At 39.0% G+C, this 11,605-nt stretch carries 15 protein-coding genes; 7 read left to right on the forward strand and 8 right to left on the reverse strand.

Annotated features, from left to right (window positions below; all coding sequences use genetic code 11):
- Positions 1-5 precede the first annotated feature (5 nt).
- The gene (locus ABD006_RS07995) at positions 6-284 is read left to right on the forward strand and encodes a sporulation YhaL family protein (RefSeq protein WP_343839586.1); all 279 of its coding nucleotides are present in this window, start codon (positions 6-8) and stop codon (positions 282-284) included.
- Positions 285-397: 113 nt separating this feature from the next.
- On the opposite strand, the gene ABD006_RS08000 is transcribed toward ABD006_RS07995, so the two are convergent.
- A complete protein-coding gene (locus ABD006_RS08000) occupies positions 398-1,369 on the reverse strand; it encodes a peptidylprolyl isomerase (RefSeq protein ID WP_343839589.1) in 972 nt (323 codons plus the stop codon).
- Between the two features lie 195 nt (positions 1,370-1,564).
- On the opposite strand from ABD006_RS08000, the gene ABD006_RS08005 reads away from it, so the two are divergent.
- Positions 1,565-1,657 carry a YjcZ family sporulation protein gene (locus ABD006_RS08005; RefSeq protein WP_044161041.1) on the forward strand — a complete coding sequence of 31 codons (93 nt, stop codon included), beginning with the start codon at positions 1,565-1,567 and terminating at the stop codon, positions 1,655-1,657.
- A 187-nt stretch (positions 1,658-1,844) separates the two neighbouring features.
- Here ABD006_RS08005 and ABD006_RS08010 read toward each other — a convergent pair whose 3' ends face one another.
- From ABD006_RS08010 to ABD006_RS08035, 6 genes are all read right to left on the reverse strand, one after another.
- The gene (locus tag ABD006_RS08010) at positions 1,845-1,994 is read right to left on the reverse strand and encodes a hypothetical protein (protein WP_343839593.1); all 150 of its coding nucleotides are present in this window, start codon (positions 1,992-1,994) and stop codon (positions 1,845-1,847) included.
- A 50-nt stretch (positions 1,995-2,044) separates the two neighbouring features.
- On the reverse strand, positions 2,045-2,227 hold the full coding sequence (locus ABD006_RS08015; protein ID WP_044161038.1) for a hypothetical protein: 183 nt from the start codon (positions 2,225-2,227) through the stop codon (positions 2,045-2,047).
- A gap of 188 nt (positions 2,228-2,415) precedes the next feature.
- Complete coding sequence (locus ABD006_RS08020) at positions 2,416-2,958, reverse strand: DUF3267 domain-containing protein (protein ID WP_343839597.1); 543 nt, start codon at positions 2,956-2,958, stop codon at positions 2,416-2,418.
- A gap of 281 nt (positions 2,959-3,239) precedes the next feature.
- Positions 3,240-3,788, reverse strand: a complete 549-nt coding sequence (locus tag ABD006_RS08025; protein ID WP_343839599.1) for an HTH-type transcriptional regulator Hpr — start codon at positions 3,786-3,788, stop codon at positions 3,240-3,242.
- A 142-nt stretch (positions 3,789-3,930) separates the two neighbouring features.
- Positions 3,931-4,611, reverse strand: a complete 681-nt coding sequence (locus ABD006_RS08030; protein ID WP_343839601.1) for an anti-sigma factor family protein — start codon at positions 4,609-4,611, stop codon at positions 3,931-3,933.
- Positions 4,612-4,615: 4 nt separating this feature from the next.
- Positions 4,616-5,197 carry an RNA polymerase sigma factor gene (locus tag ABD006_RS08035; RefSeq protein WP_343840274.1) on the reverse strand — a complete coding sequence of 194 codons (582 nt, stop codon included), beginning with the start codon at positions 5,195-5,197 and terminating at the stop codon, positions 4,616-4,618.
- Positions 5,198-5,383: 186 nt separating this feature from the next.
- Between ABD006_RS08035 and ABD006_RS08040 the strand changes: the two genes are divergently transcribed.
- The 3 genes from ABD006_RS08040 to ABD006_RS08050 are packed head-to-tail and all read left to right on the forward strand — an operon-like array spanning position 5,384 to position 8,509.
- Complete coding sequence (locus ABD006_RS08040; RefSeq protein WP_343839603.1) at positions 5,384-6,547, forward strand: COG1470 family protein; 1,164 nt, start codon at positions 5,384-5,386, stop codon at positions 6,545-6,547.
- Between the two features lie 2 nt (positions 6,548-6,549).
- The gene (locus tag ABD006_RS08045; RefSeq protein ID WP_343839606.1) at positions 6,550-7,497 is read left to right on the forward strand and encodes an ABC transporter ATP-binding protein; all 948 of its coding nucleotides are present in this window, start codon (positions 6,550-6,552) and stop codon (positions 7,495-7,497) included.
- The gene (locus ABD006_RS08050; protein WP_343839607.1) at positions 7,490-8,509 is read left to right on the forward strand and encodes an ABC transporter permease; all 1,020 of its coding nucleotides are present in this window, start codon (positions 7,490-7,492) and stop codon (positions 8,507-8,509) included. Before ABD006_RS08045 ends, ABD006_RS08050 begins: the two co-directional genes overlap by 8 nt.
- Before the next feature lie 102 nt (positions 8,510-8,611).
- Here the strand turns inward: ABD006_RS08050 and ABD006_RS08055 are convergent, their stop codons facing one another.
- A complete protein-coding gene (locus ABD006_RS08055; RefSeq protein WP_343839609.1) occupies positions 8,612-9,097 on the reverse strand; it encodes a GbsR/MarR family transcriptional regulator in 486 nt (161 codons plus the stop codon).
- Between the two features lie 459 nt (positions 9,098-9,556).
- On the opposite strand from ABD006_RS08055, the gene ABD006_RS08060 reads away from it, so the two are divergent.
- Entirely contained in the window at positions 9,557-10,771 is a 1,215-nt protein-coding gene (locus tag ABD006_RS08060; protein WP_044161015.1) for a quaternary amine ABC transporter ATP-binding protein, read from the forward strand.
- Positions 10,764-11,600 (forward strand): ABC transporter permease, encoded by an 837-nt coding sequence (locus tag ABD006_RS08065; protein ID WP_343840276.1) that lies wholly within the window; start codon positions 10,764-10,766, stop codon positions 11,598-11,600. The genes ABD006_RS08060 and ABD006_RS08065 overlap by 8 nt, the downstream gene beginning before the upstream one ends.
- Positions 11,601-11,605 lie beyond the last annotated feature (5 nt).

Genomic DNA, 11,605 nt, shown 5'->3' on the forward strand with positions numbered 1-11,605 from the left:
TTTTCTTGTACAGGCATAGGTTTGTACAAAAGGCAGATGAAGAAGGGGAGATTCATGTCATGATGATTGGTCCATTTCCATGGTGGATTGCGGTTATCATTGGTCTGATTATTTTTAGCGGATATATGGCTTTCCGTGCGATTCGATCTGAAATGAGATTAGAGCAGGAATTTATTGAAAAAGAAGGTAAGGTTTATATGGACCGGATTGAGGAAGAGAGAAAACATAAGGAAGAGACAAATCAATCAGGAAAAGGCGAGGATGAAGTACAGTCCATAAGCTGAAAAAGCCTTGCTAAACCATTTATGGTTAGCAAGGCTTTTTCATAAAGTCTGTTAAAAAACGAACACATTTGCCGTCATGAGCAAATGTGTTCGTTTTTTTGGTATCTCATTACTTATTCATTACTCTTACTTTCTTCGTTATCGGAGCTGGAGCTGTTTTCTTTATTGTCGCCACTTCCACTATTTTGACTATCTCCGTTGTTTCCACTTTCTTTATTCAGATTAAACATGCCCTTATATTCGTCAATTTTGACATCAATATTTGCATCCGTAATCATTTGTCGAAGGTTTTCCTGTGCTTTTTGTAATTGTTCTTGATCTGATTGTAATTTCTCTTTGGCCAGTGTATTCTTTATATCCTCTTTCATATCTTCCAGTGGGTCAATTTCTTCTTCAACATCACGCTTATCTGTCACTTTGATTACGTGCCAGCCATGTGTTGTTTGTACAGGCTCGCTGATTTCTCCCGGCTCAAGGTCAAATGCAGCGTCCTTAAATGGAGCTACATACTGGTCGGTAATTTTAATGAAACCGTAAGATCCGCCTTTTTCAGCTGAGCCTGGATCCTGGGAATTTTCCTTCGCTAATTCAGCAAAATCCGCTCCGTTATTGAGTTTGTCAATAAGTTCCTGCGCTTTCTTCTTTTCCTTAACCAGAATATGACTGACTTCCACTTCATATTGCATACGGTTGTAACGCTTTTGTACGGCATCATCTGAAACTTCTATGCCATCAATTAACGCTTGTTCCTGAAGCTTCATTTGTTTTACATATTCACGATAATCCTCTTCATTTTGGAAATTTTGCTGTTGTAGATACATTGAAAAAGAATCGCCATATTGTTCCTTTTCTTGTTCAATTTGGGTATCAACCTGATCTTCAACATCATATTTGTCTTCAAGAATCTGTGTAATCACCATATTGTTTAGAACACTTTGACCTGCTTTTGATTTTAATTCTTCATAAAATTCATCTTTTGTAATGTTACCGGTTTCCGATTCTACTACAACCTCTCCATCCTGAGAGCAGGCAGCAAGGGCTAGTACAAATACAGCCATGATGGATGCAATGGCAAGTTTTTTCATGTTAACACTCCTAATCCTTGTTCATTAATAATTGTCTTTCAACAATATAACATATTTTTTCATTAATACATAGTTAAAATACCATTTCGGAATTTATACATTGTGGGCAAAATTTTTTATTTATAGGGAAGTGCCTACTCAAAATGATCATCAGATACATAGGGTGGAAGTGTAAATATTTAAGGAGGTGCTCATATGGGTTACGGAGGATATGGATACGGCAGCGGTTTTGCGTTAATTGTTGTGCTGTTTATTCTGTTGATTATTGTTGGTGCGGCCTGGTACTAAAACAAAAATATAAAGTGAGACTTCAATCGGTGGGGGAATTTTAACCCCCCACTGATTGTTAGCGAACTTATCAGGCCCCAAACGAGCAGATACTTCATCATCCGGCGATCGAATTACGAAAGTCCGAAGAGGGATAAAAAAGGGGGAAGCCTGACTTGGCTTCCCCCTTTTCATGGTGTTTAATTTGTTATAACGTAAATGTCTGATGCTTTCCCTGATAAAGGCCTGTCTGATTCCACCAGATCTGAACCGGTCGCCTCCGCTTTTCCTGTCCAGCTGCGGCACCTAGGTCAAGGCGGATATAAGCCAAAGCCATTCCGTGGCCAAACCATGCCACTCCATGTCATTGTCTTATCCCGCACGACCTGAACAGTCGCCTCCGCTTTTCTAGCCTAAATATAATACTTCTATATAGGAGGAGATAAGCAGGATCGTGATGGAGATGTTTATCGTTTTGAATACTTTATGGGATTTATCATTAGACATTTCGGTTTTTAAGCATAACGAATACGTTAGTGAATTGAAGATATATAAAGTAAATAATGCAAATGGTACATAAAATAACAGCATATTTCTCCCTCCCGTGCGTACCTATTGTCTAACTGTGGCACCCTGGGTAAAAGCTTGTCATTCTGTGGATTATGCTTTTACTGTCTGCTTTGCCTGGTGCCTGCACTTTTAAAATTACTTTATCAAAAAATATGATGATTGAACAGATATAATGATAAGGAAATGGAAAAGCACCCTTTGCCAGGGTGCTATTTTTGAATCAGTATATCATACCCATCTTTCGCATTTTCAATTTTGCATTTTTTCGGAGCTTTTAAAAACTGCTTACAATAATAATAGTCCTTCAATGATAATCCGATATTAAAAGCTGTGAATAAGAGTATATAAGGATAATAGTCTGCAAGAACAAACCCGGCAATTAATGCTGGAATGGTAAGGAAAAGGGTAGGTCCAAGCCACATAAATATTGAAACTTTTTTAGATAAGGAGGACTTTGGCTTAACCATAAGTGCTGGCACGAACCGCAGTAATACGCTCCAGTTAATCTTTGTTCGTTTATAGCAGAGAATTAATGGGATAACATGTGCCATTTGATGAACAGTAGGTAAAGTGAATAAAATAATTAATAAAGGTATAAATCCATGATCTTTTATTAGGACATCCTGATGATAAATCGAATAAGGTAAAAAGAGAATGATAAATGAGAAGAAGGCAAGAAAACTTGACATTAAATAAAGTCTGCCTAATCCAAATTCTCTTGAAACGTTAACGGTTTTCCAGCAATTGTTCATTGCGGGTCCCCCCTTACTACATGCTGTATTTTTTCTGAGTTCTTTATCCTCAAGGAATAATACTCGCTTTTTGAACCAAAATCAATACCTTTTTCATCATAAATATAAAAATTTTAAACAGGCATTCATTACATGCAGTAAAAAACAATGGTAATGTAGGAAAACTCACTGAAAACGTGTTTTCTGGTTTCTGAAATCCTGTGGTATGGAAGGAGGATTACACAACTGAAAATATTCTATGTCTCAAAAGAAATAAAGTGTAAACATATACCCATGTGATGTTATTTCACGGTGTCATTTTTATCTGTTACGGTCTCTTTTACAACATTTTGGATGGAACGATTGAAGATATCCATATATTCATCTCCATAAATATCCCGAATGACAGCAATCAAATCCTGAAATTCCGGAAATTTTCCATAGAGTTCCTGCAGCTTCAAGGAACCGTTTACAATTCGGTTGTTATCAACATTATGGGTATCAAGGATTTCCTCTAGTAGATGATTTCCTTTTTGGGTGAGCTCCACATACGTATTTCTTTTATCATTCTCTTTCTTTGAAAAGGTCAGCAGCCCGCGCTCTTCCAGCTTTTTTGAAAAGTTAAACGCTGTTGATACGTGCATAACTCCGAATTTGGATATTTCAGAGATGCTTGATCCTTTGAGATGATAGGCAATTAATAAAATATGGTGTTCATTTATATTTAAGCCAAATGGTTTCACCCAATCCTGCCAGTCTTTTTCTATTGCCTTCCATAATGCTTTGCTAAGCTGTGTCATTTTATGGCTGTATATAATCGCTTCTTCTATGGAATAACGCTCGCTACTCATTCTATCACTCCCTATTATAATATCGCTTTGGTTCTATTATGCCAGTAATAAGGAGATTAATAAAGTTTATTTTTCGAAATATTTTTTAATCATAGCAAAAAGCATCAGATTAAGTCGGAACAGAATCTGATGCTTCCCCCTTTTATTCCAAAAGAGACTCGTTATTCAGTTGTACAGCCCGGAATTCATAGCTGCTGATGGGGTTTTGGTTAAGCTGATTTTTCAGGATGAGCCGGTAAAATTCCCGCAATTGCTGATCTTTAATATAAATATATTGATGATCATGATTTAACTCAATGGAACCCTTTGTAATCGTGGAGTTATTGGTTTCGATATCTGCTCTCACATGCTTCTCCAGGTCGTCATCAATGTAGAGAATCATTTCTCTGCGGACGGGATTATACCATGCATATCCTTTATTATCTCCACTGGACGTATGAACCAGATCATAAATTTCCGTTTTGGGATCAATTACAAAGCTTTCGTTTTGATTTGCTGAATGTGTAGCTGTTTCATGCTCCGTCATCTTTTCCCCGGTAAAAACGCCGCTTATAAATAATACGGCACCTATGGATACAGCAAGAATACCTTTATACCAGGTTTTAAATTCCCTCTTTCGTTGGCGCTGGACTTCTGAAGACAGCTGGTTCCAAATTGATTTCTGCTGGGTTTCAGGAACCTCAACTTCTTCATTTAGAGTATGGGTCCAGAAGGAGAATAATTCCTGGCAATCCTGGCATTCATTTAGATGCTCCTGAACTTTAATTTCTTCATTTTCGGGCAGCTCCTGCTCAATAAAATCAATGATCTTTTCTTCTGACAAGTGGTTAGGCATCATGGCGATCACCTCTTTGTAAATCCTGTGGTGATAGGTAATATTTCTTTAAATTTTTGATTCCATAACGGATCAGGGATTTTACCGTTCCTAACGGGCGATCTAACCTTTCTGCTGTTTCTTTATGAGACAGGGATTCAATATAGTTTAAGTAAATAGCCTGTCGTTGTGCCGGGGGCAGGTGCTGAAGGGCATCCTTTAATTGTTTTTTGTCTTCATTGGCTAATGCAATGTCTTCTACACTTTGTTCAGTGCTTTCCTTCTGATAGAGTAATTGCTCTTTTAAGACGACTCTGTCTTTCTTGCGGATGTAATCGATGGCCCTGCTTTTTGCCCGAACCGCCAGCCAGGATTTAACGCTTCCGCGGGTGGGATGATAGCTATTAGCTTTACGATAGTATTCCAGAAATAAATCGTGACACAAATCAGCTGTGTCATCACGATCTTTAAGGATGGAATAAACAATTTTGTAGATAAACTGGAAATAACGTTCATATAAAATTTTAAAGTCGTCCAGTGACCCCTTTTCAACCGCTTTTAATAATTCCTCATCCGTTTTCTCTTTCTCCAGCATCCATTTCACATCCTATCCACATGGGTTAAATATCTCCTTTATTATTTATAAAAGGCATTTCAAATGTTTGTCAACTCTTTAGTGCTTTAAAGCATGTGGGGACAGTCCCAAAAAATTTAAAAAAAGTTAAATCCAATACCAAATCGGTGACGTATTAATAAAAAAATTTACAGGGAGGAATGGATGATGTTCAAACGTAAGTCTTTTATTTTGCTGACATTATTTACTCTTTTACTATCGATGGTCATGCCGTATAAAGCGAGTGCGGCTGAAGGGGTGACCCTATATACACCACTGACCGGGCTGTCCCTTACCCCTGGAGAAACGGCAAATTATGAGGTTGAAATCATTAATGAATCAAACCAGGTGAAAAATTTAGAGCTGGCTGTCAGTGATTTGCCGAAAAAATGGAGCTATACGATGACAGCTGACGGCTACGGTGTGGATCATTTATCTGTAAAGCCTAATTCAACTAAGAGCTTTCAGCTGGATATTGAGGTTCCGCTAAAAGTTGAAAAAGGGGCCTATAATTTTGATGTTACAGCCACTTCTGAAACAGGAGCAGTCACTACTTTACCTATGACCGTCAACATCACAGAACAAGGGGTATTCAAAACAGAATTAACCTCTGATCAGACAAATATGGAAGGAGACTCAGAGTCAACATTTACATACGATGTGGAACTGTTAAATCGTACAGCAAGTGAACAGCGCTACTCTTTAAAAGCTGATGCACCAAGCGGATGGCAGGTGAATTTTAAAGCGAATGGGAAAGATGTAACGAGTGTCACGGTTGGATCCAATCAAAGCTCAAATATTACCGTGGAGGTTGTCCCTTCTAAACAGGCAAGTAAGGGTACCTACGAAATTCCGGTTACAGCACAGGCAGGTCAGGCAAATGCGAAGCTTACCCTGGAATCTGTGATAACCGGTACTTATGGACTTGAGCTTACAACCCCTGACGGAAGATTAAGCTCTGACATACAAGCAGGGGATACAGATGTTATAACACTCGAAGTAAAAAATACAGGCACGAGTAAGCTGGAAAATGTAGAGTTATCAGCTGCGAATACCCCATCGGAATGGGATGTTACCTTTGAACCTGGGACGATCAGCGAAATCCCGGCTGGACAGTCGGTTAAAGTAGATGCAACCGTTAAGGCCAGTGATAAGGCGATTGCCGGGGATTATGTGGTGGAAATGAAAGCATCCACCCCTGAAGCAACCGCAAATTCACAGTTTCGCATGAGTGTGAAGACGTCGATGGTATGGGGCTTTGCAGGTCTGGCTATTATTATTGCTGTCGTTGTGGGTATAATCTTCCTCGTCAGAAAATATGGGAGGAGATAAAGATGGCAGAGACTATGATTCAATTAAAAAATATCACCAAGCAATATAAAGAGAATAAAGCTGTTAAACAATTAGATCTTTCCATTCATAAGGGTGAGGTTTTTGGATTATTAGGACCAAATGGTGCAGGTAAATCCACAACGATTTATATGATATTAGGTCTGACTGAGCCTACAGAAGGGGAAGTATACGTCAGTGGCATCCATGCAACAAACAAACCTATAGAAGTTAAGAAAAAGGTGGGCTTTCTTCCGGACAATGTTGGATTTTATGAGGATATGACTGGGATGGAAAATTTAATTCTAACCGGGAAATTAAATGGTTTGGGCCGTGTGGAAGCCAAAAAAAGGGCGACTCATTGGCTGGAACAGGTTCGTATGGATCACGCGGCTGCTAAAAAAGTTGGAGAATATTCCCGTGGGATGAGACAGAGATTAGGGCTTGCCGACATCCTGATGAAGGATCCGGAAGTGGTTATTATGGATGAGCCAACTTTGGGAATTGACCCAAAAGGGATTAACGAGCTATTGGAGTTAATCCGTAACCTTAGTGTCGATCATGGGTTAACTATTCTGCTCTCCTCTCACCAGCTGCATCAGGTACAGCAGATTTGTGATCGTGTTGGTATCTTTGTAAAAGGCGAACTGCTTTCCTATGGGGATATAGAGGACTTACAAAAAACACTGTTAGATGACACATTATTCTTATATAAAGCAAAAGTAAAGGGTCCAAGTCATCAGCTTGTTGAAAAGCTCAGTATGGAACCCAGTGTAGAGTCTATTGATTGGGATGAAGAAGCCTATTACATTAGACTAAATAAAGAAGATCAAGGGGAGCTGGCCAAATTTTTCATCTCCAATCAATACGATTTGCTGTCCCTGAAGCGAATGTCTTATGGGCTGGATGATATTTACCAGCGCTATTTCGAGGGAGGTGAAATCAGTGATTGAAGCTATTAAGGATAAAGAGAAGTGGATTCAGCGGATTCAGGATTTTGCCAACAGCTCAATTTGGATATTAACCCGGAAGGAAATCGCAGACCATATTAAAAGCTATCGTTTCAACATATTAATGGCCATTATTTTACTCACATGTGTGGGATCCTTGTATACGGCCTTCTCCTCTATTCGGGATGTAGCGTCTAATTTGGAAAATAATCAAAGCCTTTTTCTATATCTAAGAGTATTCACGATTACAGGCGAAAATGGAACACTGCCATCTTTTGTGACGTTTATCAGTTTTCTTGGCCCTCTGCTGGGGATAAGTCTTGGTTTTGATGCGGTAAATAGTGAGAGAAATAAAAATACATTACTTCGGATTATGTCCCAGCCTATACCACGAGACTACATTATTTTGTCCAAGTTCCTGGGTTCGCTCGCCGTGATTGCCGGATTTATCTTTTCGCTGGGACTCTTAGTGATAGGAATCGGAATTCTATCAATGGGAATTCCCCCAACGTTTGGTGAGGTCATTCGAATATTAACCTACTTAATTATGATTATCATCTATATCGGATTTTGGCTTTCGCTATCCATTCTTTTTTCAATACGTTTTAAGCAGGCGGCCACATCGGCGCTGGCAGGAATTGCAATCTGGTTATTCTTCAGTATTTTCTATCCCATTATTGTCAACCTGATTGTGAATGCTTCTGTCCCGGATCAGTTATTTCAGGGAGCCGGCTCTGTAGGTGCCCAGGCTGAAAGTCAGCAGCTGTTAACAACATTGATGAGATTTTCACCTAATTATTTGTTTTCAGAAATTACGACCATCCTACTCATTCCAAGTTTCAGGACGTTAGGTCCTATCTCCATGGAACAGCTGGCAGGCAGTGTTTCTGCTCCCCTGGGATTAGGGCAGAGCTTAACAATTATCTGGCCACAGGTAATTGGAATTTTGTCAGCAGGAATGATTTGTTTTGCCATTGCCTACTTTATCTTTTTATTTCAGGAAATTCGTTCATAATAGAAGAAACCCGGAATATTCCGGGTTTCTTCTATTATGATAGTAATAGGGCCTTTTGTACTGGCCGCTAAAATTATCACATCTGCCTCGAAATGGTCGGCATTAATCATCGACGTTTAACTGACGGAAAGATTCCCTTAACTGAATGTGGAAGTCAATCATTTGATTAAGATAATCGGATAGCTCATTCAGGTCTGAAGTCTTACGGTTTGGATGCTCATGGAGCTCCTGCTGAATCGTTTCTAGGGCGTCCATCTGATGTGCGGATGCATCGAGCCACTTGTTGATATAGTTGTTCATAAATGTTTTAAATATTTGATGATTTGCTTCATATAAATCCTTGCGCACACCTTTTCTCCATACACGTGTAACCAGATTCGCACCAGACAAACTTCTGATGCTCGTGCTCATAGAGGTTTTGCTTTTACCCAGGGCTGCTCCCATTTCATCAAGTGTCTGTGGTTTATTCTTTAGATACAAATAAACGAATAGTCTAGCTTCAAGTGGGGCCATTCCGAACATTTCTATAGTCTTGGCAAATTCAATAATAATTTTATTTGATATGTCCTCTACAGTAGTTACGTTCATACAATCCCCCTATATGTACTGCTATATAAAGGTTACACGAAAACAACAATCAATAAAACCAATGGATAGGGTAGAAAAATGGCGAAAAAAAGAGATACTAAAAGAATAAGTTCGCACATGTTTATACAGAATAAACTGTACATAAAAAACATACAAAATCATCGGTATTTAATATTTGAAATTTATGTACCTTTTGCTTTATAGTATTAAGAGTGGTCGATGCAATGCAATGCAATGGTAGCAATTAAATGTAAATCATTACCAAATTGAACGAATTTAGTTTGGTGAGATATTCCTGTTAAATCCATAGGAGTGTGTGCAGGACAGTACTTCTCTCTGATAGCAGAAAAAAAGATGTGCGATTTAATAGATTTTAAATAAATAATCTTTGAAAAATTAATCTATTATTTGTTTCAGAGAGGATCAAAAATGAATTAAGGAGTTAAGAGAGGTGAAACGATGAGTAAGATTAAAGTGGACCGATTAACAAAAGTTTTCGGTAAACGTCCGAAACAAGCCGTGAAATACCTCGATGAAAACAAATCGAAAGACGAAATTCTCGAGATGACAGGTATGACGGTTGGTGTCAATCAGGCATCGTTTGAAGTTGAGGACGGTGAAGTATTCGTTATTATGGGTTTATCCGGTAGTGGTAAATCTACACTTGTCCGTATGTTGAACAGGCTCATTGAACCAACTTCAGGGGATATATGGCTTGGAGATGAAAATGTTACGGAAATGAACAAAGAACAATTGCGTAACTTACGCAGAAAGAAAATGAGCATGGTTTTCCAAAACTTTGCCCTTCTCCCACATAAAACCATCCAAAAAAACACAGAGTATGGTCTTGAAATTCAGGGTATTGATAAAGAGACTCGTGCCCAGAAAGCACAGGAAGCACTCGAACTTGTTGGTTTAGGAAATTATCTTGATAAATACCCAAATGAACTTTCTGGTGGTATGCAGCAGCGTGTTGGACTTGCAAGAGCGCTCGCTAATGATCCTGAAATTCTATTAATGGACGAAGCATTCAGTGCATTGGATCCATTGATTCGTAAAGATATGCAGGATGAACTGCTGGATCTTCAGCAAAGTATGAGTAAAACGATTATCTTTATTACACACGACTTGGATGAGGCGCTTCGAATAGGTGACCGTATTGCATTGATGAAAGATGGAAGCATCGTTCAAGTTGGTACAGCTGAGGAGATTCTAATGGACCCTGCTAACGATTATGTTGAACGCTTCGTTGAGGATGTTGATTTATCTAAGGTCCTTACAGCTTCACATATTATGAAACGTGCAGAAAGTATCGCTGTGGACAGAGGTCCAAAAGTAGCCTTGAAGCTCATGAGAGAATATGGTATTTCCACTCTATATGTTGTGGACAAAAAGAAAAAATTACTAGGCTATGTAACAGCAGATGATGCAGCAGCAGCAGCGAAAGAACAAAAAGGTCTGGAAGAAATTTTAACTTCCGATATTCCAACAGTGCATCCAGATACATTGCTTGCTGATGTGTTTGTACCATTGTCTGATGATAAGGCACCACTGTCTGTTGTCGATGATGAAGGTCGACTTGTGGGAATTATTGTACGTGGATCTGTTATTGGCGCACTAGCTGGAGATAATGAGGCATTAAACGGAGATGGGGGTGTTGGAGCCAATGGATGAGACTCAACTATTTCCCAAACTCCCATTAGCAGAATGGGTTGAATGGTTTGAAGAATTTTTAAAGACATATCTTTCTGGATTTTTTGATGGCGTTACAAATATTATTGAATTTGTAACAGAGAATTTTGTTCTATTATTAACATTGGTACCGCCTTTTGTATTAATCATTCTGGTCGCACTGCTTGCATGGTGGATTGTGAACTGGAAAATTGGTGCTTTTGCTCTTATAGGACTAGGTCTTATTAACAACTTAGGCTATTGGCCTGAATTAATTGATACTGTAGCACTTGTTATTATATCTGTTCTGATATCTATGCTTATAGGTATTCCAATTGGGATATGGATGTCACAGAAGAATTCGGTGCAGGCTGTCATAACACCAATTCTTGACTTCATGCAGACAATGCCGGCCTTTGTTTACTTAATTCCGGCAGTTGTTTTCTTCAGCCTTGGTATGGTACCAGGCGTTGTGGCAACGATTATCTTTTCGATGCCACCTACTGTAAGACTGACAAACCTTGGTATCCGTCAGGTTGATCAGGAGCTTATTGAAGCATCTAACGCTTATGGATCAACAACTGGACAGAGGCTGACTAAGGTACAGATTCCTCTGGCTATGCCAACGATTATGGCTGGTATTAACCAGACCATTATGCTATCCCTTTCAATGGTTGTTATTGCTTCCATGGTAGGGGCACCTGGTCTTGGAACCATTGTATACAGAGCTGTAACACAGGTTCAGGTTGGACTAGGATTTGAAGGTGGTTTATCCCTTGTTATTCTTGCGATGTTACTTGATCGTATCTCTCAAGGGGCAAATAAAAAATAAGATGT

Source organism: Salinibacillus aidingensis (assembly GCF_039522525.1).
Lineage (GTDB): Bacteria > Bacillota > Bacilli > Bacillales > Alkalibacillaceae > Salinibacillus > Salinibacillus aidingensis.

Bases quoted from the DNA above. Each gene is read 5' to 3' on its own strand.
- ABD006_RS08060 (WP_044161015.1), top strand. From the start codon at position 9,557: ATGAGTAAGATTAAAGTGGACCGATTAACAAAAGTTTTCGGTAAACGT.
- ABD006_RS08065 (WP_343840276.1), top strand. From the start codon at position 10,764: ATGGATGAGACTCAACTATTTCCCAAACTCCCATTAGCAGAATGGGTT.
- ABD006_RS08015 (WP_044161038.1), bottom strand. From the start codon at position 2,227: ATGCTGTTATTTTATGTACCATTTGCATTATTTACTTTATATATCTTC.
- ABD006_RS08035 (WP_343840274.1), bottom strand. From the start codon at position 5,197: ATGCTGGAGAAAGAGAAAACGGATGAGGAATTATTAAAAGCGGTTGAA.
- ABD006_RS08020 (WP_343839597.1), bottom strand. From the start codon at position 2,958: ATGAACAATTGCTGGAAAACCGTTAACGTTTCAAGAGAATTTGGATTA.
- ABD006_RS08025 (WP_343839599.1), bottom strand. From the start codon at position 3,788: ATGAGTAGCGAGCGTTATTCCATAGAAGAAGCGATTATATACAGCCAT.
- ABD006_RS08055 (WP_343839609.1), bottom strand. From the start codon at position 9,097: ATGAACGTAACTACTGTAGAGGACATATCAAATAAAATTATTATTGAA.
- ABD006_RS08005 (WP_044161041.1), top strand. From the start codon at position 1,565: ATGGGTTACGGAGGATATGGATACGGCAGCGGTTTTGCGTTAATTGTT.
- ABD006_RS08040 (WP_343839603.1), top strand. From the start codon at position 5,384: ATGTTCAAACGTAAGTCTTTTATTTTGCTGACATTATTTACTCTTTTA.
- ABD006_RS08045 (WP_343839606.1), top strand. From the start codon at position 6,550: ATGGCAGAGACTATGATTCAATTAAAAAATATCACCAAGCAATATAAA.
- ABD006_RS08000 (WP_343839589.1), bottom strand. From the start codon at position 1,369: ATGAAAAAACTTGCCATTGCATCCATCATGGCTGTATTTGTACTAGCC.